General features: G+C 59.4%; 22 protein-coding genes. 18 read left to right on the forward strand and 4 right to left on the reverse strand.

Annotated features, from left to right (window positions below):
* Positions 1 to 66 precede the first annotated feature (66 nt).
* The 14 genes from murC to OGM60_04130 all read left to right on the forward strand — a co-directional run bounded on the left by murC (position 67) and on the right by OGM60_04130 (position 13115).
* Positions 67 to 1485 carry a UDP-N-acetylmuramate--L-alanine ligase gene (gene murC / locus OGM60_04065; protein UYI99975.1) on the forward strand — a complete coding sequence of 473 codons (1419 nt, stop codon included), beginning with the start codon at positions 67 to 69 and terminating at the stop codon, positions 1483 to 1485.
* Between the two features lie 5 nt (positions 1486 to 1490).
* On the forward strand, positions 1491 to 2402 hold the full coding sequence (gene murB / locus OGM60_04070) for a UDP-N-acetylmuramate dehydrogenase (GenBank protein UYI99976.1): 912 nt from the start codon (positions 1491 to 1493) through the stop codon (positions 2400 to 2402).
* Positions 2403 to 2664: 262 nt separating this feature from the next.
* Positions 2665 to 3627, forward strand: a complete 963-nt coding sequence (locus OGM60_04075; protein ID UYI99977.1) for an FtsQ-type POTRA domain-containing protein — start codon at positions 2665 to 2667, stop codon at positions 3625 to 3627.
* 198 nt (positions 3628 to 3825) lie between these two features.
* Positions 3826 to 4980, forward strand: coding sequence for a cell division protein FtsZ (gene ftsZ / locus OGM60_04080; GenBank protein UYI99978.1), 1155 nt, complete (start codon positions 3826 to 3828; stop codon positions 4978 to 4980).
* Positions 4981 to 5194: 214 nt separating this feature from the next.
* Positions 5195 to 5995 (forward strand): polyphenol oxidase family protein, encoded by an 801-nt coding sequence (locus OGM60_04085; GenBank protein ID UYI99979.1) that lies wholly within the window; start codon positions 5195 to 5197, stop codon positions 5993 to 5995.
* Positions 5992 to 6828: a phosphate ABC transporter substrate-binding protein gene (locus OGM60_04090; GenBank protein UYI99980.1), complete on the forward strand. Its 837-nt coding sequence runs from the start codon at positions 5992 to 5994 to the stop codon at positions 6826 to 6828. The genes OGM60_04085 and OGM60_04090 overlap by 4 nt, the downstream gene beginning before the upstream one ends.
* A gap of 1 nt (position 6829) precedes the next feature.
* On the forward strand, positions 6830 to 7753 hold the full coding sequence (pstC, locus tag OGM60_04095) for a phosphate ABC transporter permease subunit PstC (GenBank protein UYI99981.1): 924 nt from the start codon (positions 6830 to 6832) through the stop codon (positions 7751 to 7753).
* A gap of 3 nt (positions 7754 to 7756) precedes the next feature.
* A complete protein-coding gene (gene pstA, locus OGM60_04100) occupies positions 7757 to 8662 on the forward strand; it encodes a phosphate ABC transporter permease PstA (GenBank protein ID UYI99982.1) in 906 nt (301 codons plus the stop codon).
* 12 nt (positions 8663 to 8674) lie between these two features.
* Positions 8675 to 9478 (forward strand): phosphate ABC transporter ATP-binding protein PstB, encoded by an 804-nt coding sequence (pstB, locus tag OGM60_04105; GenBank protein UYI99983.1) that lies wholly within the window; start codon positions 8675 to 8677, stop codon positions 9476 to 9478.
* 92 nt (positions 9479 to 9570) lie between these two features.
* Positions 9571 to 10428 (forward strand): phosphate uptake regulator PhoU, encoded by an 858-nt coding sequence (locus OGM60_04110; GenBank protein ID UYI99984.1) that lies wholly within the window; start codon positions 9571 to 9573, stop codon positions 10426 to 10428.
* Between the two features lie 120 nt (positions 10429 to 10548).
* Entirely contained in the window at positions 10549 to 11286 is a 738-nt protein-coding gene (locus OGM60_04115) for a YggS family pyridoxal phosphate-dependent enzyme (protein ID UYI99985.1), read from the forward strand.
* Between the two features lie 60 nt (positions 11287 to 11346).
* Positions 11347 to 12072 (forward strand): cell division protein SepF, encoded by a 726-nt coding sequence (locus OGM60_04120; protein ID UYI99986.1) that lies wholly within the window; start codon positions 11347 to 11349, stop codon positions 12070 to 12072.
* Between the two features lie 57 nt (positions 12073 to 12129).
* Positions 12130 to 12375 carry a YggT family protein gene (locus OGM60_04125; GenBank protein ID UYJ00151.1) on the forward strand — a complete coding sequence of 82 codons (246 nt, stop codon included), beginning with the start codon at positions 12130 to 12132 and terminating at the stop codon, positions 12373 to 12375.
* A 62-nt stretch (positions 12376 to 12437) separates the two neighbouring features.
* Positions 12438 to 13115 carry a DivIVA domain-containing protein gene (locus OGM60_04130; GenBank protein ID UYI99987.1) on the forward strand — a complete coding sequence of 226 codons (678 nt, stop codon included), beginning with the start codon at positions 12438 to 12440 and terminating at the stop codon, positions 13113 to 13115.
* A gap of 167 nt (positions 13116 to 13282) precedes the next feature.
* Here the strand turns inward: OGM60_04130 and OGM60_04135 are convergent, their stop codons facing one another.
* The 3 genes from OGM60_04135 to OGM60_04145 all read right to left on the reverse strand — a co-directional run bounded on the left by OGM60_04135 (position 13283) and on the right by OGM60_04145 (position 15835).
* On the reverse strand, positions 13283 to 13813 hold the full coding sequence (locus OGM60_04135; GenBank protein UYI99988.1) for a nitroreductase family protein: 531 nt from the start codon (positions 13811 to 13813) through the stop codon (positions 13283 to 13285).
* Between the two features lie 281 nt (positions 13814 to 14094).
* Positions 14095 to 14718, reverse strand: a complete 624-nt coding sequence (locus OGM60_04140; GenBank protein ID UYI99989.1) for a DUF47 family protein — start codon at positions 14716 to 14718, stop codon at positions 14095 to 14097.
* A gap of 67 nt (positions 14719 to 14785) precedes the next feature.
* Complete coding sequence (locus OGM60_04145; protein UYI99990.1) at positions 14786 to 15835, reverse strand: inorganic phosphate transporter; 1050 nt, start codon at positions 15833 to 15835, stop codon at positions 14786 to 14788.
* Between the two features lie 248 nt (positions 15836 to 16083).
* On the opposite strand from OGM60_04145, the gene OGM60_04150 reads away from it, so the two are divergent.
* The 4 genes from OGM60_04150 (at position 16084) to OGM60_04165 (ending at position 19216) form a co-directional block, all read left to right on the forward strand.
* Positions 16084 to 16422 carry a hypothetical protein gene (locus OGM60_04150; protein ID UYI99991.1) on the forward strand — a complete coding sequence of 113 codons (339 nt, stop codon included), beginning with the start codon at positions 16084 to 16086 and terminating at the stop codon, positions 16420 to 16422.
* Positions 16423 to 16501: 79 nt separating this feature from the next.
* Positions 16502 to 17197: a Bax inhibitor-1 family protein gene (locus OGM60_04155; GenBank protein UYI99992.1), complete on the forward strand. Its 696-nt coding sequence runs from the start codon at positions 16502 to 16504 to the stop codon at positions 17195 to 17197.
* Between the two features lie 141 nt (positions 17198 to 17338).
* The gene (locus OGM60_04160) at positions 17339 to 18481 is read left to right on the forward strand and encodes a TIGR02452 family protein (GenBank protein ID UYI99993.1); all 1143 of its coding nucleotides are present in this window, start codon (positions 17339 to 17341) and stop codon (positions 18479 to 18481) included.
* A gap of 75 nt (positions 18482 to 18556) precedes the next feature.
* Positions 18557 to 19216, forward strand: a complete 660-nt coding sequence (locus OGM60_04165) for an SGNH/GDSL hydrolase family protein (GenBank protein ID UYI99994.1) — start codon at positions 18557 to 18559, stop codon at positions 19214 to 19216.
* A 332-nt stretch (positions 19217 to 19548) separates the two neighbouring features.
* Here the strand turns inward: OGM60_04165 and thiD are convergent, their stop codons facing one another.
* Positions 19549 to 20379: a bifunctional hydroxymethylpyrimidine kinase/phosphomethylpyrimidine kinase gene (gene thiD, locus OGM60_04170; GenBank protein ID UYI99995.1), complete on the reverse strand. Its 831-nt coding sequence runs from the start codon at positions 20377 to 20379 to the stop codon at positions 19549 to 19551.
* Between the last annotated feature and the right edge of the window lie 110 nt (positions 20380 to 20489).

Here is a 20489-nt window from a genome sequence, read left to right on the forward strand (position 1 = left end):
GGATGCGGTAGGTGCGGTACAGTAGACGGGTTACAGGCAGTGTTTACGCAAGGAGTACACGAGCACATGGCTGATTCCCAGACTGCAACCTCCGCGCCCGATTTCAAGAGCGCCCATTTTATCGGTATCGGTGGCGCCGGCATGAGCGGCATCGCCCTCGTCCTTCACGAACGCGGCTATGTCGTTACCGGCTCCGACCTTAAGACGTCGCGCTATATTCGCCAGCTTACCCGCGCCGGCGTGAAGGTGCATGTGGGCCATGAGGCCGCCACCATCGACGAGGTCAAGCCCGACGTCGTCGTGGTCTCTACCGCTATTCCCGAGTCCAACCCCGAGCTCGTCCGTGCGCGCGAGCTGGGTATTCCCGTGTGGCCTCGCGCCAAGATGCTCTCGGCTCTGGGCCACGGCTACACCACCGTCGCCGTCGCCGGTACTCACGGCAAGACCACGACCTCTTCGATGTGTGCCACCATGCTCGACCGCATGGGTCTGGACCCCAGCTTCCTGATCGGTGGCATTGTCGAGGGCTACGATACCAACGGCAAGAACGGCTCGGGCGACTATTTTGTCGCCGAGGCGGATGAGTCCGACAGCTCCTTCCTGTTCCTTAACCCCAATGTGGTCATCGTGACCAACGTCGAGGCCGACCATCTCGATCATTACTCGGGTATCGAGGAGATCGAGGCCACCTTCGCCAAGTTTATGAGTCTGGTGGGCGAGGACGGCACGGTCATCGTCTGTGGCGAGGAACCGCATCTGGTCGAGCTTGCCAAGTCGACGGGCCGTCATGTGCTTTCCTATGGCTTTGCCGAGACCAACGACATCGTCTGCGTGCATCCGGATGTCAAGGGCATCCAGAGCGACTTTATCGTTCGCTTTGAGGACGGCACCGAGCACGCTGTCGAGATTAAGAGCAACCCCGGTCGTCACAACATGCTCAACGCCACGGCCGTCTTGACCGTCGCCCATGTCCTAGGCCTCGATATCGACGCCGCCGCTAAGGCACTTTCGAGTTTTGAAGGCGTCCGCCGTCGCTTTACCCACGTGGGCGATATCGACGGCATCACGGTGGTTGACGATTACGGCCATCATCCCACCGAGATCAAGGCGACGCTCGCTGCTGCCTCTTCGCTGGGCTACAAACATGTCGACGTCGTGTTCCAGCCGCACCGCTATTCGCGCCTGCAGGCTCTGTGCGATGACTTTGCCGACGCATTCGCCAATGCTGACAAGCTGCTGTTGATTGACGTGTTCTCTGCCGGCGAGATGCCCATCCCGGGCGTCACGTCCAAGATGCTTGCCGATACCGTGCGCGCCAAGCATCCCGGCAAGGAGGTCGTGTACTGCTCGAGCCGTCTTGAGCTCAATGAGGAGCTCGAGAAGATGGTGGGCGAGGGCGATCTGCTGCTTACCATGGGCGCCGGCGACGTCACGACGGTCGGCCCCGAGTTCATCGAGTATCTGACTGCCAAGAAAGACGCTTAAACCCCATGGGTCTGTTTAACGCCGTCATGGCGCTTTCGGGCATGATCGATACGGACATAATTGAGGATGAACGCCTCGCGCGCCATACGAGCTATCGTATCGGCGGCAAGGCGGACCTCTTTGTGACGTGTCACAGCTATCATGCCTTGCGTCGCGCCGTGGCGGTGCTCGATCGTGAGCAGGTGCCGTGGGTCATTATCGGCAAGGGATCTAATCTGCTTGTTGCCGATGCAGGCTATCGCGGCGCCGTCATTTCGTTGGGGCGTGAGTTCCAGCGTACGGTTGTCACCGAAGACGGTTGTACGCTGACGGTCGGTGCGGGCGTGATATTCGCTCGCCTAGTCAACGACGCGCTGTCGCGCAGCCTTTCGGGCCTTGAGTTTGCGGTCGGTATTCCCGGCTCCGTTGGCGGCGCCGTGTCCATGAATGCCGGCACGCGAACCGAGTGGATTGGCTCGCTGGTCGAAGATGTCGTTACGTTTGACCCGAGCTCCGGCATCAAGCATTACGCGGGCTCGGAGATCGCTTGGGGCTACCGTGAATGCAGCCTGCCGCGTAACGAGATCATTCTGGAGTGCGTGCTCAAGCTCAAACCTGCGCCCAAGGCCGATATCCGTGAACGTATGGAGCGGTACCTGACGCGGCGTAAGCGCACACAGCCCATGGGCTGTGCATCCTGCGGGTCGGTATTTCGCAACCCGCCCGATGCGAGCGTGGGCAAGCTTATCGAGGATTGTGGATTAAAGGGTTTTTCGGTTGGCGGCGCGGAAGTTTCGCCCGTACACGCTAATTTTATCGTTAATAACGGAACCGCCTCGGCCGATGACGTGGCCGCGGTTATCAGACATGTGCACGGAAAGGTGAGGGAGGCGTATGGCATCGAGCTCAGACCGGAAGTTAAATTCCTCGGCTTCTAGAGCATCGAAACCAACCTTCCGCCGCGCCGGAGGGCGTTCCGGCGCACCGTCTCAGCCTCAACGTAAGTCCGTTATGCCTTCTAAGCCTGCTGGGTCCGTGCGGCCTGCCAAGCGTTCGACTGTCGGTTCGCAGCTTGGCGGACGCCCCGCGGCCAAAAATGTTGCTCGTCCGGTGGCACGTCCCTCGGTGACGCCCAAACCGGCGATGGGCGCCATACCTTCTCGCCCCATAGCGTCGCCCAAGCCCTCGTTGGGGGCAAAGGTGACGCGTCCCGGTCGCGCGCTGGGTGCATCTAAGCCACGTATGCTGACGTCGGTGTCGGCCTCCGCAAAACCGCAATCGGGCAAAAAGGGCTCTAATCCGTTGTCATCGATCGGCGCCCTGGCAAATCATGCGGCGGGTGCCGCTTCTGCCGTTAAGGGCAAGGGCAAAATCGCGGGCGGCATCCTTGCCGCTCTGGCAGCGCTTGCAGTCGTTGCCGTCGTCGTCATTAACTCTGGCCTGTTCGCCGCTACCGATATTCAGATCCAGGGCAGCGAGCATGTGACCAAGCACGATGCCATCCAGCTGATCGATCTGCCCGAGGACACGTCGCTGTTCAATGTGAATCCCGACCAGATCACCGAGGGCCTCAAGCAAAATCCGTGGGTTTCGGGCGTGGATGTTCAGCGTCAATTTCCCCATACGCTCATCATCACGCCGACGGAACGCAAGGTTATCGCAATTGCCTACATTAGCTCCGACGATCTTGCATGGGCGATCGGGGACGATGACACATGGATTGCACCGCTGTCTACCTCGGTCGATGTTGACGACCAGGGCAATGTCATCACAACGGGGGAGGGTGCCAACACCCTAAACGGCATCGATGCCGCCCTGGCGCTCGCCAAACATTACGGAGCCGTGCTGCTGACCGATGTCTCGGCCGATGTCGCGCCGGTTTCGGGGCAAGCGGTAAATTCCAAGGCGGTCAAGGCCGGCCTGGATTACGTCCGCGGTTTCTCGAGCGAGTTCCTGGGCCAGGTCAAGGATATTTCCACGCCCTCGGTCGAGGCCATCTCGGCGAATCTCGATAACGGTATCGAGGTGTCGCTCGGAGATTCGGACGACATTGCCAAAAAGGAGCGTATCGTGACCAAGCTGCTTTCGCAGGTGGAGGGCGTGACGTATATCAACGTTCGATCTCCTGGCAACTATACGTTTAGGAACGCACCGACCTCGTAGCGTTTTCTCGCCTTTGTTGACGGGGCATACCGCGCCGTTTATCTGGTTTGTTTGGTTTTCACCGTCAATTATTTGACTGATACGTTCATAATGTGCAAACATAATACGGTTTACCTTTGCATTTACTTTCAACTTGAAGGTTAATGTGCGCAGGGGTCAACCCATGCTATGGCAATAACCTTTGTTCGGAGGACCGACATGCACGAGACAGAGATCAACAACTACCTTGCCGTCATTAAGGTGGTCGGCGTCGGCGGCGGCGGTACCAACGCGGTCAATCGAATGATCGAAGAGGGTATCCGCGGCGTCGAGTTTGTTGCCATCAACACCGATGCTCAGGCACTCGCGATCTCTGATGCCGATATCAAGGTGCACATCGGCACCGACCTGACCCGCGGCCTGGGCGCTGGCGCCAACCCCGAGGTCGGCCGTAAGGCCGCCGATGAGTCCCGCGACGACATCGCCGAGGCGCTCGCTGGCGCCGATATGGTGTTCATCACCTGCGGCGAGGGCGGCGGCACCGGTACCGGCGCTGCCCCCATCGTTGCCGATATCGCGATGAACGAGGTCGGCGCGCTGACCGTCGCCGTCGTGACCAAGCCCTTTACGTTTGAGGGCCGCAAGCGCAAGAAGAGCGCCGAAGAAGGCATTAAGACGCTTTCCGACTGCGTCGACACCATGATCGTTATCCCTAACGACAAGCTGCTCGACATCGCCGAGAAGAAGACCACCATGCTTGAGGCCTTCGCAATCGCCGATGGCGTCCTTTCCCAGGGCACCCAGGGCATCACCGACCTCATCACCGTCCCCGGTATCATCAACCTGGACTTCGCCGATGTTAAGACCATCATGAAGCAGGCCGGTACCGCCATGATGGGTATCGGTACCGCTTCTGGGGACACCCGTGCCGTCGACGCTGCCCAGCAGGCTATTTCCAGCCCGCTGCTCGAGAGCTCCATCGATGGCGCTACGCGCGTCCTGCTTTCCATTGCCGGTTCCAAGGACCTGGGTATTCAGGAGATCAGCGACGCTGCCGACGTTGTCGCCAACGCCGTCGACCCCGAGGCCAACATCATCTTCGGTACCGTTGTCGACGAGTCCCTGGGCGATCAGGTGCGTATTACCGTCATCGCTACGGGCTTCTCCGACTCCAACGTCAACCGTCAGGACGAGCTCTTCGCTGCACAGCAGTCCCAGAGCAAGGCCGCTGCTTCTACCGAGCCGCAGCGCACCGCTCCTGCCACGAGCCCGGCTCAGGCTGCCCCGACTCGCAACGTCGGTGGTACCGAGCTCCCCAACTTTGGCAACGACCAGTTTGAGCTTCCTGACTTCCTCAAGCGCGGCAGCTTCTAGTTCGTTTTTCTCAGCGACCTGTATGGGGTGCGTCCGATTGGGCGCACCCTTTTTGTTGTGTTTTGCCTTTGTAAACGAAAGCCTCCAATCTCCTTACGTTCCCCTTACGTTTAGCCCCTACCGCTGCGGGTATCCTTTTGATGAAGTATGGCAGCCGTGTGGCACGGACTGCTGCGGCGTCGCCGCGATACTTGTGTTATTAGGAGGCTTTAGTATGGCAGCACGTGCGGACAGCGTTTCGCGTGTCGACCATGATGGAGTTACGTTGGTAGAGGGCGCGACGCACGATGTTCGCTTTGCTTTTACCGAACGCGCCGGCGGTGTTTCCGAAGATGCGTACTCCTCACTCAATCTGGGCTCGCATGTTGGCGATGACCCCTTTGCCGTTCAAGAAAATCGTCGCCGCGCACTCGAGGCCTTGGGTGCCGCCGAGTGCGAGCACAACCTGCTTGTTCCCAATCAAGTACACGGTGACCATGTCGTGACGGTGACCTCGAACGGTGCTGATGATCTCGAGAACATTCGCGAGCAGATTGCCGAGGGCTGCGATGCCATCGTCTGCATGGCCCGTGAGGTACCCGTGATGCTCTGCTTTGCCGATTGCGTTCCCGTGGTGCTGGTGGCTCCCGGCGGCTTTGCCGTGGTGCACTCTGGCTGGAAGGGCACGATTGCGCGCATTTCCGCCAAGGCGTGCCAAGCGCTCTGCGAGGCGGCTGGCTGCAAGCCGGACGACATCTCTGCCTACATTGGGCCCCATATCCTGGGCGACGAGTACGAGGTGTCCCAAGAACTTATGGATCGCTTTGCCGCCGAGTTCGCGTGCATCGATGCCTCTGCTTCTCGTATGCTCGATCTTTCCGCCGCCATTCGCGAGGCGCTGATGGACGCCGGCGTCGAGGCGAGCAGCATTGTGGACACCAAGCTTTCCACCGTTCGTCAGAACGACCGCTTTTATTCCTACCGCAACGAGGACGGCACCTGTGGGCGCCATGCTGCGATCGGCGTGATGCTATGAGAAAGATCGCATCGGTCCTGAGTGCAGCAGTGCTCACGCTCACGCTGTGCGCCTGTTCCTCGGGATCTTCTGCCTCTTCCATTACCGTTGCCGGCTCTACGACGTGCCTTCCCATTGCCGAGATTGCCGCCGAGGGCTTTAAGGAAGAGGCCGGCACCGATGTGCTCGTCTCCGGCCTTGGCTCCTCTGCGGGTATCGAGGCCGTCAGCAACGGCACGGCCGACATCGCCAGCTCGTCTCGTGGCCTCAATGCCGACGAACAAGACCTTGGCCTGACCCCGATCGTAATCGCGCACGACGGCATCGCAGTCATCGTGAACGACGACAACCCGGTCGACAATCTCTCGACCGAGCAGCTCCGCGATATTTACGCCGGCAAGATCACCAACTGGAAGGAAGTCGGCGGAGAGGACCTGAAGATTCAGGTTATCAACCGCGACGAGGCGTCCGGTACGCGCGAGGCCTTCCGCACTATCGTGATGGACGGCACGCCATTCGATCGCCGCTCGGCTGTTCTTTCGGGCACGGGCCAGGTGCGCGATGTCGTGTCTCGCTCGCGCGGTGCCATTGGCTACATCTCGCTGGGTTTTGTCGAGAGCCTCAACGCCAAGACCTCGGTCAAGGCCGTTTCGGTCAACCATGTCGAGGCATCCGAGAAGACGGTCGCAAGTGGCGGCTATCCCATCTCGCGTGACCTTTACTTCTTTGTGAAGGGGACGCCTCCGCAGCAGGCGCAGGACTACATTGACTATGTGACGTCCGAAAAGATGGACAAGCAGATTCGCGAGGCGGGCTTTATTCCCGTCACCAACGACGGAAAGGGGAGTGAGTAGCGTGGAAGCACAGGAAACCCCCCAGATTGAGCAGGAGACCCGGGTGCCCAAAAAGCGTGAGTTGGCGTTGGTGTCGCGCAGCACCTATCTTAAGGAGAAGGCGCTGCAGTGGATCTTCTTTGCCTGCGCGTTCTTGGCGGTCGTCACCGTCATCCTGATTTTTGTCTTTACCACGTACTCGGCGCTGCCGGTCTTTACCGACATCGGCCTGGCGGACTTCTTTAGCTTTACATGGGCACCCTCTGAGGGCCACTACGGCATTATGTCGCTGCTGGCGGGTTCTGGTCTGGTGACTGTCGGTGCGCTCGCCATGGGTGTGCCCCTGGGTGTGGGCACGGCTGTGTATCTGGTCGAGATCGCCAGCAAGCGCGTGCGCAGGCTCATCAGCCCCGCCGTCGACCTGCTGGCGGGCATCCCCTCCATCATCTACGGCTTCTTTGGCATGGTCATCATCCGTCCGTTTATCGCGCAGCTGACCGGCGGTCTTGGCTTTGGCGCGCTGACGGCGTGGTTTGTGCTTGCCATCATGATCGTTCCCACCATTACCACGCTCACGATCGATGCCCTCAATTCCATCCCCATGGGCATTCGCGAGGCGTCCTATGCCATGGGTGCCACCAAGTGGCAGACCATCTACAAGGTCGTGCTGCCTGCAGCCAAGCTGGGCATTGTCGATGCAATTGTCTTGGGTATGGGGCGTGCCATCGGTGAGACCATGGCCGTGCTGATGGTCGTGGGCAACGCCCCGGTCATTCCAGATAGCATCTCGAGCCCCATCTCGACGCTCACGAGCCAGATCGCACTCGACATGAGCTATTCCTCGGGCCTGCATCGCTCGGCTCTGTTTGGCATGGGCGTGGTCCTGTTTATCATCTCAGCTGCACTGGTGGGTATCGTTCGCCTGATTTCAAAGAAGAGGGGGTAGGCTATGTCCGATTCCGTTGACACGACGGTCGATGCGACCTCGTCGCGCGAGCTCATCAAGCGTGCCCTTTCCCATGGCAAGAAGGGCCGCATCAACAAGGACCTGTCCAACAAGATTATGCTCGGCGTGTTTCGCGCCGCGGCCTATATCACCACCCTGGTGTTGCTCGCCATCATCGCCTACGTGGTCATTAACGGTCTTCCGCATATCTCGCTCGACTTTATCTTCGGCTGGCCGCAGGGCGTAAACGCCGAGGGCGGCATTTGGCCCACGATCGTCTCGACTATCTACGTGACGGCACTCGCCATGCTCATCTGCACGCCGGTTGCCGTCTTGGCTGCGGTCTATCTGGCTGAATACGCCAAGCAGGGCAAGATTGTCGACATCATCCGCTATGCTGCCGATGCTCTGGCCTCGGTGCCTTCCATCGTTATGGGCCTCTTTGGTTACGCCTTGTTTGTTGAGGCCATGGGCCTGGGTCTTTCGATGGTTTCGGCCGCCCTGGCGCTGGCGCTTCTGATGCTGCCCATCGTCATGCGCACCACCGAGGAGGCAATCCGCGCCGTTCCGCGCTATATCCGTTGGGGCGCATATGGCCTGGGCGCCACCAAGTGGCAGGTCGTCTCCAAGATCGTGCTTCCTTCGGCCTTTGGCCGCATTGCCACCGGCATCGTCCTTGCCATCGGCCGCGCCATCGGCGAGACCGCGGTGGTGCTCTACACCATGGGTCAGGCCATCAACCTGCCCATATCGCCGTTCGATTCCGGTCGCCCCATGACCGTTCACCTCTATTTGCTTGCCAACGACGGCATCAACATGAACGCAGCCTACGGCACCGCGCTTTTGCTGATGGCGATTATTCTGGCCTTCAACCTGTTTGCGCGTTATCTGTCGCGCAAGCGCCGCTAGTTAAGGAGTCCCATGTCCGTCTATCAGTCCGCTCCCACGCCGGAGCAAGCGGCCATCACGGCCAAGGATTTCAACTTTTGGTACGGTGACTTTCATGCGCTGACGGGGCTCGACCTCAACATCGCCAAAAACGCCATCACCTCGTTTATCGGTCCTTCGGGCTGTGGTAAATCGACGTTTTTGCGCTGCATCAACCGTATGAACGACCTTATCGAGGGTACTCGCGTCGAGGGCACCATGACACTCGACGGCAACGATATCTATGCCGAGGGCGTCGACCCGGTCGACCTTCGTCGCCGCGTGGGCATGATTTTTCAGCAGCCCAACCCGTTTCCCAAATCCATCTACGAGAATGTCGCTTTTGGCCCTCGTCTGCAGGGCGTGACTAGCAAAAGCGACCTCGACGACATCGTGGAAGAATCGCTCAAGCGCGCCAACCTCTGGAAAGAGGTATCCAATCAGCTCAACAAGGATGGTTTGGCGCTCTCGGGCGGTCAACAGCAGCGTCTGTGCATCGCGCGTGTGCTTGCGGTGCAGCCCGATGTCCTTCTGATGGACGAGCCCTGCTCCGCCATCGACCCCACGTCCGTATCTAAGGTCGAGGATCTGATGGCCGAGCTGGCGCCCGAGATGACGATCATCATCGTCACGCATTCTATGCAGCAGGCCGCTCGCATTAGCGACTACACCGCATTTTTCTTGCAGGAAGTTGCCGGTGAGCCCGCCACGCTCATCGAGTATGGTCAAACCGACGCGATCTTCACCAGCCCGGTGGATTCGCGGACGGAAGACTATATCACCGGCCGCTTTGGCTGATCGGTGCGACTAGTCCCAAGCCGATCGGACCTGGTCCGGTGCGTATTCACTGTGCGGGCGGCATGACCGCACCCAACTGATTGGAGTGAACCATGCGCAAACTGTTTTCCCGTCAGCTCATCGAGGCCCGTCACGAGATGTTGAGCATCTACGAGGCCGTTGATCTTGCCCTTCACGACGCCGTGAAGGCCTATGTGACCGACGACCGCAAGCTCGCCACTAAGACCAAGAAGCGCACGCTTTCGATTGATGCTCGCTGCGCCAACTTGGAGGCCGTGTGCTACAACCTGATCGCTACGCAGTCGCCGGTCGCCTCCGACTTCCGTTTGCTGCAGACGATTATCTACGTCGACTTTAACCTGCAGCGCATGACCGATAAGGTTCGCCAGATCTGCCGCGCCACGCGTCACATGGTCAAGGCCGACATCTCGCTGCCTCAGGAGCTCGTCGGCACGGTTGAGGCCGAGGCCGAGGCCGTGTACCAGGTGCTGGGCTCGTCGCTGTCCGCGCTCGTCACCAACGACATGTCCATCATCTGCAACCTGGCCGTCGAGGACGAGCCGGTACATGCGGCGTACGAGAAGTTCTTCCGTACCTTTAACCGCATGGACACCGGCGATTTTATGGACGACGACAGCAACTATGACGACCTGCGCCGTGCCATCATGGTTTCGCGCTACCTCGATCGCATTGCCTCGATTTCCATCGATGCCGCCTGCCGTCTGACCTTCCTTTTGACCGGACAGCGTATGACTGCCGGCGATATCGCCCGTACGGATGAGGACGAGCTCGAGAGCATGCGCGTGCCTTCGGGCGAGGGCGTCATTATGAGGCCCGCCGTGGATGCACGCTTTGTTGCCAAGGTGCCCGCTAACGAGGTGAGCGAGGGTCTTCGCTACCTGTTGGATCATCTTGAGGACGAGGATGATGCCGAGGACGACGAGGACTAGGGCAGTCCCGTTCGTTGAGAGATTGTAAATACCTAAGGGTGCGCGGCCTTGCGGATGCGGGGCCGCGCTCTTGCGTTAGCATGGGACTACTTGTTGTGCTGTTAGCGGAGGCGATTGGCAATGGATAACTATTTGAATGTAATGCGCGCTCGCCGCGAGCAGATACTCGAGCGTTTCTATGCCGCGCTCGATCGCGCCGGGAGGTCCCGCGATGCCGCGCGTCTGATTGCCGTGTCCAAGACCGTCGGCGTCGATGAGACCATCACGGCCATCCAGGTGGGGTATCGCCATTTTGCCGAGAACCGCCCTCAAGAGCTCGTCCGCAAACTCGCAGGTTTGGCGGAGCATCCGGAGCTGCCCGAGGTACGCTTTGATATGATCGGCAACCTTCAGACCAACAAGATTAACGCGGTGTTGGGTTCGGCCGAGCTGATTCATTCGGTTGGTTCGCTTCATTTGGCGCAGGCGATCTCGAGCCGTGCCGTTCGCAAGATCGAAGCGGGCGAGCTTTCTGCTCCCCAACAGGTGCTGATCGAGGTCAACGTGAGCGGCGAGGAGTCCAAGGGCGGCTTTTCGCCCGATGAGATTCGTGGAGTTGCCGGCGAGCTTGCGGAACTTGAGGGAATTTGTGTGCAGGGCCTTATGACCATGGCCCCTCGCGGGAACAAGGATGTGGCACGTCGCACCTTTGCCGGGCTGCGAGAGCTGAGGGATGAGCTGGAGGCGGCGCATCCCGATCTGAGGCTGCCCGAGCTTTCTTGCGGCATGAGCGAGGACTTTGAGCCCGCCCTTGAGGAGGGCTCTACGCTCGTTCGCCTGGGCAGGGTAGTATTTAGCCCGGAGTTTGCAGTAAAATAGGGCTCTGAAGTGCGCACTGGTTTACAGAGCGCCTGCACTAAACCGTGAGAGGACACAACCATGGGCTTCCTTGACGAGATTAAAAATAAGATGCACCTGGGCGGCCAGCAAGGTTACGACCAGGGCTATGACCAGGATGACGACTACGGCTACGATGACGGCTACGATGATGGCTATCAGAACAACGGCTACAGCGGCGCCTCGGGCGAGGGCTTCTATACCCAGGACGAGCCGAGTAACGGCCTGCTGGGCCAGACACGCCGCGGTGAGGCCGAGTCGGTCGCCGTGTATACGCGCTCCGGCCAGCTGGTCGGCGATGACTCGCGTCATGCAACGACATACAATCCGCCGTCGCGTTCTCAGGATAGTGCCGCAGGCGGCTATCGCCCCGGCGCTTACGACACGCCGTCGAGCTATGCCGAGAGCGCCCGTGCTCGTGCCGCGGCACCTGCGCCCGCTTCTGCGCCGAGCGACGCCTCGGCCTATGCAAACAACATCATTAACGCCACGCCGCAGCTGCCTGCCTATGTCCTGCGCCCTGAGAGCTATGACGATGTCGAGACCGTTGTCCGCCGCGTGCGCACCAAGCAGCCCGTTGCGCTGATTTTTGTTGGCGTTCGCACCGAGGTCGCCAAGCGTGTCCTGGACTTTAGCTATGGCTTTGCCTGCGGCCTGGGCGCTACGGTCAAAGAGGTGGGCGATCGCGTGTTTATGGTGCTGCCCGCCGGCTGCGAGGTCAAGGATTCGGACCTCAAGAAGCTGCGCGCCGACGGCTACCTTAAGTAAACCCAAGACGAGGAGATTCTCATCAACATCTACACCATTGTCCAGCTGGTCAACACGCTGTTCAACTTCTACTCCACACTTATTGTGGTCTATTGCTTTATGACGTGGATTCCCATGAAGCAGGGCGGCCTGCTGCAGGATATCGCCGCGGTGCTCGATAGCGTCTGCGGTCCGTGGCTCAACCTGTTTCGTCGGTTTATTCCGCCGATGGGCGGCGTTGATTTTTCGCCGGTCGTTGCGATTATTGCGTTGCAGTTGGTGCAGAGGCTGATTCTGCAGCTTCTTATAGGTATACTCGTATAGTACTGGCTCAGTAACTTACGTCGGGCGCCCGGCGCCAAGGCGATGATAAAGGAGAACTTGTTATGGCTATTACCCCTGCTGACATCCAGGCTCAGACTTTCTCTGAGGCCAAGCGCGGCTATGATCCCGCCGAGGTCGACGTCTTTTTGGAGACGCTGTCCTCCGAGGTTGACGCTATGCTTGCCAAGATTGTCGATCTTAAGGGTCGTCTGACTGCCACCGAGCAGCAGCTTGCCGACACGCAGGCCCAGCTTGCCCAGGCTCAGGACGCTGCCGCTCAGGCCGTTCCCGCCGCTCCTGTGGCCGCTCCCGCACCCGACTTCTCCGCTCAGGAGCGCCAGATCTCCGCTGCGCTGATTGCTGCCCAGCAGACCGCCGAGGGCATCGTCAACGATGCCAACGAGAACGCTGAGCGCATCCGCAACGAAGCCGACGCCAAGGCCCGCGAGGTCATCCGTCAGGCCCTGACCGAGAAGCAGGCCGAGCTCGAGGAGATCGACCGTCTGAAGGCTTCCCGTGAGGAGTTCAAAGCCGAGTACCTCAAGCTCATCCAGCACTTCATGGACGATGCGCAGAATTCCTTCCCGTCCGACCTTATGGCCTCCACGCCGGTCGGTTCTGCGGCTTCTCCTGCAGTGACCGTTCCCGCCGCCGAGCCGCTGCCTGTCGCTGATCCGGTTGTCCCCGTGGCTGACCCCTTCGCCCCGATCGACAACTTTGCCGCCGACGACCTGGACTAGCGCCAGAGCTACAATCTCGTGTCCTTAAGAGGAGCTCGCACCTGCGGGCTCCTTTTTTGTGGCTGCATACGGGTTGGGAAACAAAACGCCGAGCTCTGCGTACGATAGGGCAGAACTCGGCGAAAGGGTGCGCGGTAAAAGGTAGATTTTAGGGCATGTGCCAAAAACTACTTGAGGAGGAAGTCGGAGAGGGGAATGGTGCGGGCATCGCGATGCTCGGGATCGGCGATGTGGTCGGCAGGATAGCCGCAGACGAGCATGTGATAGGGATAGACGCCCTCGGGCAGGTTGAACCGCTCTCGGGCTAGCTCGGGCTTAAAATGGCATACCCAACACGTTCCCAGACCCTGCTCCTCGGCCTCCATCATCATTTGATCGCAAACAATCGAGGTGTCGATAGCGCTGGAGTTCATCTGGTCATAGGGGCGAACCCAAGCGTCGTCGGTAACGCTGCAAATGAGGAAGATGAGCGGAGCGCCAAAGATGGACCCATCACGAGCAAACCGAGGCTGACAAGCAGCCGCCTTCTCCAAAAGCTCGGGCGTATCCAACACCATCACACGGGTTGGATGATTATTACAAGCAGAAGGAGCAATACGCCCAGCCTCAACAATGACATCCACCACAGCCTGCTCAACAGAACGATCCTCAAAAGAACGACAAGAATGCCGAGCCCGAGCCAAATCCAAATAACTCACAACCAAGCCCTCCAAATTCAACGAATCAAACCAAAGTAAATCAAAAGGTACCCAAAGCTACGCTCGGCCAAACGCTCAGTGCAGCCCCAAAGTATCCAATCGGGCATAAAAGGCCGTATCAGCCAGACCCCCATTGCATTCTAACCATCAGCCAAAGTTCCCAATGGTGGTACGTAAGGCGAAGGGCCGGCACCTGTTTACTTTCGAACGACTCTGCCGCGCAGCCGGAGTGAGAAAGCAAACAGGTGCCGGCCCTTCGCCGCCGGGACACGTACCCCCAATTAACTGTTCTTCATGACAATCGAATCCACGACATCAGCCACATTCTCGCAGCAGTCGGCGCAGTACTCCAGGAAAGCGTAGACGTCACGCCAGGCGATGACCTCGAGCGGGTCCTTGCCATTGACGTGCAGGTTGCGCATAGCGTTGATGTAGAGCTCATCGGCCTCGGACTCAATGGTGTTGATCTGGATGACCAGCTCGCGCAGGGTCTTGGACTTGCGGTAATTAGGCAGCTCGACCATAAGGTCCTTCATGGCGCGGCAGGCGTCGGTCACCTTGTGGGCGATGACAATGGCATCGGGGTGGATGCTCTGGATGTTGGTGAAGTAGACGCGCTGCACGACGCCCTCGATACGGTCAAGCACGGTGTCGAGCGAGCAGCTCATCAGGTCCAGATCCTCGCGCTCAAGCGGGGTGATAAAGGCAGTGAGCAGGGCATCCTCGAGCTCATGGTGCTTCTTGTCGGCCGCATGCTCAATCGCATGCATCTCTTCGAGCATGCCGTGGATCTGCGCGGGATCAAAGTTCTCAAAAATCCTGATGAGCAACTCTGCGGCCTGGACAGCAAGGTCGGCGCAGGCGACGTAGTTGTCAAAGTAGAACGAATCGGGTTTCTTTGCCATGAGTGGGTCCTTTCGAGGCGAAGACGGGTGGGCGAGGTATTGCGGTCCGGATGGCCGTTCGGTTTGACTAGATGAACATCATGAACAGCTTGGCCATGACAAAGCTGATGAGTCCACAAGCGGGGAAGGTGAAGAACCACGTGAACATCATGTCCTTGACCACGCCGAAGTTGATGGCCGAGAGGCGCTTGACGGCGCCGACACCCATAATGGCGCAGGTTTTGATGTGGGTGGAGGATACGGGGATGCCGGTAAGGGTGGCAAGTAGCAGGTTCGCGGCGCCCGCCAGGTCGGCGGAGAAGCCCTGGTACTTTTCGAGCTTGACCATGCTCTGACCGACAGACTTGATGATGCGCTCACCGCCCACGCTGGTGCCGATACCCATAGTGGCCGAGCACAGCAGCATAATCCAGATGGGGATGCCGGCATCGCCGACGCTCGTCTGGCCGCTGGCGAAGGCCACTCCTAAAAAGAGCACGCCGATGAACTTCTGTCCATCCTGCGCGCCGTGCATGAAGCTCATGGCCGCAGCGCTCGCGATCTGAGCGTATTTAAAGAAGACGTTGGCACGTCGCCTGTTGGCGGCGGCGAAAAGAATCGAGACGAGCTTGCACAGGACCCAGCCCATGACAAAGCCCAGGCCGATGGAGAGCGCCAAGCCGTAGATGACCTTCATCCACTCGTGGACGTTGACGCTGCTCGCGCCGCCGAGGGCGATTGCGGCACCGGTCAGGCCGGCGATAAGGCTGTGGCTTTGCGAGGTAGGGATGCCAAAACGCGATGCCGTGGCGCCGTAGACGACGATGGAGAACAGCGCCGCGCAGAGGCATGCGAGCGCCATGGTGCTGTTTCCGCCAAAGTCGACGATATGTGAGATGGTGTTGGCGACGCTCGCGTTAAAGTGCGTCATGATGAGCACGCCGAGGAAGTTGAATGCGGCGCTCATGAGAATGGCGGCGCGGGCGGGCATGCAGCGCGTGGTGACACAGGTCGCGATGGCGTTGGGCGCGTCGGTCCATCCGTTGACGAAGATAGCGCCGAGTGCGAGGATCACGGTGACGGCAAGGACTGGGTTCGACACAATTTGGCCGAGGAAGGCTGAGAACGTTACGTCCATATATGGGCTTTCTCGAAGTTTGCAGGCACGTTACAAAAACATGATAAATCGTATCACCTCCTGCGGGTTTCTTTACCGAGTTCTGATGGGAGAAGTGAATTTTTTGGCACTAACATTGAATATTTGCCCTGTTGACCGCGGGTGTTCTTTTTGCTAGCACGCCATGAGGACACGTGCGCGCCCCAACATCCCAAAACCACAGCCTGTTCGCTTTACAATGTGCAAACATGCGTTCGATAATAGGAGGCATGGAATATCGACAGACAGATGGTAAAACTCGACGCGTGCACAAGCAGTATGTGGACGTCGTGGCTCGCATCCTCGCGGGCGGACAGGTCGTGCCGGTTACCGTCTGCTGGGTCGATGGTCGTTGCTTTACGATTGACGAGATTGTCTCGTCCACCGGTTTTGGCCTGACGGTCCACGGCATTCGTACGGCGACTTATAAGGTTCGTTTTGGCGGACATGCGACCGAACTGTATCTGGAAGAACAGGCACGCGAGCGACCGGATGGCTCGCAGACTCATCTGATGCGTTGGTGGGTGTGGGCGTTCGACCGGACGCTCGAGAGCGAGCGTCGCAGGTAAGAACGCGTGGCGTTCGGGTACAATGGCAGGAAACTTGTCAGCTACGGCGCCGTCGCGGCGCTTTTTGAAAGGACGAAGTATGAACGATATCCAGGGCTATCAGAACGGCCCCATCGAAACCGGCGCAAGCCGTGCCAAGGAGATGTCGCCGCGCGCGTACAACCTTGTCATGTCTGCCCTGATCTTTTTGGGCTTTTGCGCCATGGGCGCCGGTGCCTACTTTACGAGCACCATGTCGTTTGCGCGCATGATGATGAGCGGCGCCGCTTTGCCGCTGGTCTTTGGCTCATTTATTTTGACCATCGTCGGCATGGTCATGATGTCGGCTGCTGCCAGCAAACAGTCCGTGGGCCTGTCGCTCGTGGGCTACGTGGTCTTTGCGAGCACCTTTGGCCTGACGGCGTCGTTTGGCCTTGCCAACTACGACCTGCCTACCATTAACACCGCCTTTATCGCCACGGCCGCCATCACCTTTGTCTTTGGTGCGCTGGGCGTAACCTTTCCCAAGTTCTTCCAGCGTGTGTACGGCATTGGTTTTGGCATCCTACTTGCCACGATTCTGGTCGAGATCGTGCTGATGTTCATGGGCGTCTCGCAGTCCATCACCGACCTGATCGTGATCGTGGTGTTCGCCGGCTTTATTGGCTATGACACCTATGTGGCCACGACGGTGCCGCCCACGCTGCCCAACGCCGTGCTCATGGCATCCAACCTGTTCGTGGACATCATCAACGTGTTCCTGCGCATCCTGAATATCCTTGGTCGTCGCGATTAAAGCGCGGCATTGCGACGCTTCCTGCCGGACACGGTAAAACGATGCGAAAGGCGGTCCTTCGGGGCCGTCTTTTTTGTGCGCGGCGGGGTATGATGGATGGGAAAAAGCCGATAGCGGCAGCGACAGGAAAGGTGGCCACGAATGGCAGATGTCGACAACAGGAACCGTAACCGCAGGTCTAACCGAGCGGGTCAGCCCAATCCCAAGCGCGAGGCACGTGCCAAGGCCGCCGAGCGCCATGTGGTGGCTGTGTCCGAGGCCTGCGCCAAGGACATCGAGCGTTCGATTGCCGGCGTGCGCGAGTTCGATGGTATGCCTGCCGGATTTGTCGCGGCGATGAAGGCCAAGGCCCAAGCGGCCGACGCTGCCGAGGAACAGGTTGCTGAGGAGTCTGAGGCCGCCGAGGAGCCCGAGGTCGAGGCCGCCGAGGTTGCATCCGCCGAGACCGAGGTTGCGGCCGAGCTTGCACCCGCCGAGGAGGCCACGGAGGCCGAGTCCGCGCCTGCCGCCGAAAAGCCCGCTCCGGTCCTGCCCGAGGTCACCGTGCTCGACGCCTCTGCCACGCAGGCCATTCTGGATAACGGCCGAGGCTACGCGCAGTTCTGTGACATGGCCGTGCTTGCCTTTGCCTCGTTCACCAACCCGGGCGGTGGCTACATCCAGGGCTATCTGGGCCAGGAGGCCACGCTCTGTGCCGATTCGTACCTGTACAACGTGCTCGATAAGCAGCGCAAATGGTACGGCGAGAACCGTCGTCGCAACATCAACTGCGAGCTTTACCGCAACCGTGCGCTGGTGGTGCCTGCGGTGCGCTTCGACCGCAATCACGTACATGCATATGCTGACGTGATCGTTGCCGCCGCGCCCAACGCCAAGCGCGCTCGCCAGGAGTATCGCGTGGGTGACGATGCCTTGCTGGATGCCCTGCGCGATCGCATCCGCTTTGTGCTTGCCATCTGCGATGAGCTGGGTCGCGAGAAGCTCGTGCTGGGCGCTTGGGGCTGCGACAACAACGGCTTTGACGCCGAGGCCGTGGCTGAGCTCTTCCGCAAGGAGCTTGCGTCGGGCGACTTCAAGGTCAAGCAGGTGTTTTTTGCCGTGCCCTCTACGCGCTGGGATGAGGACTTCGCCAAGTTTGAGCACGTGTTGGCAAGCTTCCCCGAGTGTAACGAGGAGTCCTATGCTCAGGTGGCCGCCCGCGCCGCGGCCGCCCGTGCCGCCGAGCAGGCTCAGGCCGCTGCTGAGGACGATGAGGATGACGACGACTGGCGCAAGTACCTGTAAACGGTGCGCGTGATGCGACATGCCGAGCCGACGGGGGCTGCTCCCGTCGGCTTTTTACTAAAGGAAGGGCTTACGATGAAAAACGTTCTGTGCTTTGGTGACAGCAACACCTATGGCTATGATCCGGCTGGTATGCGCGATGGCACCGCGGTGCGCTATGCGCAGGATGTGCGCTGGTGCGGCGTGGCGCAGCGTGACCTGGGCGAGGGCTGGCATGTGATTGAGGAGGGGCTTAACGGCCGCACGACGGTGCGCGACGATATGTGCCATCTGGACACTAACCTCAACGGCATTCGCGCGTTGCCGATGCTGCTCGAGGCCCATAAGCCGCTGGACGCCATTGTGATCATGCTGGGCACCAACGACTGTAAGACGGTCTTTAACGTGACAGCTTCCGATATCGCCCGTGGCGCCATGGCACTGATTCGCGCCGTCCGCGCGTTTCCGTGGACCGACGCTGCGCCTTGTCCGCGCATTCTGCTGATGGCGCCTATCAAGATTAAACCGCAGATCGTCGATGTGTACATGACCGACTTTGACGAGCGCTCCGTCGAGGCCTCGGAGCATTTTGCCGAATACTATGCGTATGCTGCTAAGCAGTTTGGCTGCGACTTTTTGAATGCCGCTGATTTTGCCGAGCCGGGCGATATCGATTATCTGCACATGATGCCCGAAAGCCATGAGAGCTTGGGCCACGCCGTGGCGGCCAAGCTCAAAGAGATGCTCGGAGCGTAGTGCGACCCAAAGCAGTACAAAAGTTCCCCTTGCGGTGGCTTGTTTCGTTGGTTTGTCTTGATCTGTAACAGCTGTAAGGCCGAAAACGGGCTAGATGTTACAGATTGAGATTATTTAGGTCGATATCGGTCGTTTGTCTCGATCTGTAACATCTAGGGTCGATTTTGCCGAGTTACTGTTACAGATCGAGATTTTCTTCTCAGTGGAATTTGAATGTCTCAATCTGTAACAGGTGGGCCGAAAAATGGACTCTAACTGTTACAGATCGAGATGTTTGTGGGAACCGCCACAAAGGTGCCTGTCCCCTTTGCGGTGGTTTTGGGCTGCGAATCTTAGTACTGCCACATGTGGTTGACGGGCCCGGAGCCTTTGCCCATGTCAAAGCCGGCGGCGAGAGCGCCCGTTAGGTAGGCCTTGCCGGCGTTGACGGCATCGGCAAGATCCATGCCCTGGGCCAGCGCGCAGGCGATGGCGGACGAAAGCGTACAGCCAGTACCGTGCGTGTTGCCGGTCTCGATGCGCTTGTGGCGGAACCACGTGGTGAGCGGATCGCCCAGATGGTTGCCCTCGTCATCGAGCGGCGCGGGCTCTGCTAGCACATCGTTGGCCTCGTTGACAAAATGCCCGCCCTTAACGAGAGACGCGCAGCCAAAGCGACGGGTGAGAAGCATGGCGGCATTTTGCTGCGTGCGCTCGGAATCGACCTCATAATCGAGCAGCGCCATGGCCTCGGGAATGTTGGGCGTGATAACGGTCGCCAGCGGGAACAGGCGGCGGGTGAGTGCCTCAGCGGCATCCTCGGCAATGAGGCGAGCACCCGAGGTGGCGACCATGACGGGGTCGACGACGATATTTTGTGCGTCCCAGGCGCTCAAGCGGTCGGCGATAACCTCGATAATCTCGGCAGAGGAAACCATGCCGATCTTGACGGCGCTGGGTCGAATATCGTCAAAAACGGCATCGATCTGCGCCGCGACAATATCCGGAGAGATGTTCTGCACGGCGGTAACGCCCAGTGTGTTTTGCGCTGTGATGGCAGTGATGGCCGTCTCGGCATACAGGCGGTGCGCCGTGATGGTCTTGATGTCGGCCTGAATGCCGGCGCCACCGCTGGAATCGGATCCCGCGATGGATAGAACGGCAGGTACCTTGCTGCGATCCATGTTCGCTCCCTTGTCTGGTCGGATTCAAATGGGTCTTTTACCCCGCATTATAAAGAGGCCCAGGCCGGCGATATGCCGAACCCGGGCGCGAGATGCAATTTTTACGCAAA

This window comes from Coriobacteriaceae bacterium (genome assembly GCA_025757745.1).
Classification (GTDB): domain Bacteria; phylum Actinomycetota; class Coriobacteriia; order Coriobacteriales; family Coriobacteriaceae; genus Collinsella.

Bases quoted from the DNA above. Each gene is read 5' to 3' on its own strand.
- OGM60_04140 (UYI99989.1), bottom strand. From the start codon at position 14,718: ATGGCAAAGAAACCCGATTCGTTCTACTTTGACAACTACGTCGCCTGC.
- OGM60_04090 (UYI99980.1), top strand. From the start codon at position 5,992: ATGAGAAAGATCGCATCGGTCCTGAGTGCAGCAGTGCTCACGCTCACG.
- thiD (UYI99995.1), bottom strand. From the start codon at position 20,379: ATGGATCGCAGCAAGGTACCTGCCGTTCTATCCATCGCGGGATCCGAT.
- OGM60_04165 (UYI99994.1), top strand. From the start codon at position 18,557: ATGAAAAACGTTCTGTGCTTTGGTGACAGCAACACCTATGGCTATGAT.
- murC (UYI99975.1), top strand. From the start codon at position 67: ATGGCTGATTCCCAGACTGCAACCTCCGCGCCCGATTTCAAGAGCGCC.
- murB (UYI99976.1), top strand. From the start codon at position 1,491: ATGGGTCTGTTTAACGCCGTCATGGCGCTTTCGGGCATGATCGATACG.
- OGM60_04155 (UYI99992.1), top strand. From the start codon at position 16,502: ATGAACGATATCCAGGGCTATCAGAACGGCCCCATCGAAACCGGCGCA.
- OGM60_04110 (UYI99984.1), top strand. From the start codon at position 9,571: ATGCGCAAACTGTTTTCCCGTCAGCTCATCGAGGCCCGTCACGAGATG.
- OGM60_04115 (UYI99985.1), top strand. From the start codon at position 10,549: ATGGATAACTATTTGAATGTAATGCGCGCTCGCCGCGAGCAGATACTC.
- pstB (UYI99983.1), top strand. From the start codon at position 8,675: ATGTCCGTCTATCAGTCCGCTCCCACGCCGGAGCAAGCGGCCATCACG.
- OGM60_04085 (UYI99979.1), top strand. From the start codon at position 5,195: ATGGCAGCACGTGCGGACAGCGTTTCGCGTGTCGACCATGATGGAGTT.
- OGM60_04150 (UYI99991.1), top strand. From the start codon at position 16,084: ATGGAATATCGACAGACAGATGGTAAAACTCGACGCGTGCACAAGCAG.
- OGM60_04120 (UYI99986.1), top strand. From the start codon at position 11,347: ATGGGCTTCCTTGACGAGATTAAAAATAAGATGCACCTGGGCGGCCAG.
- OGM60_04145 (UYI99990.1), bottom strand. From the start codon at position 15,835: ATGGACGTAACGTTCTCAGCCTTCCTCGGCCAAATTGTGTCGAACCCA.
- OGM60_04160 (UYI99993.1), top strand. From the start codon at position 17,339: ATGGCAGATGTCGACAACAGGAACCGTAACCGCAGGTCTAACCGAGCG.
- OGM60_04130 (UYI99987.1), top strand. From the start codon at position 12,438: ATGGCTATTACCCCTGCTGACATCCAGGCTCAGACTTTCTCTGAGGCC.
- pstA (UYI99982.1), top strand. From the start codon at position 7,757: ATGTCCGATTCCGTTGACACGACGGTCGATGCGACCTCGTCGCGCGAG.
- ftsZ (UYI99978.1), top strand. From the start codon at position 3,826: ATGCACGAGACAGAGATCAACAACTACCTTGCCGTCATTAAGGTGGTC.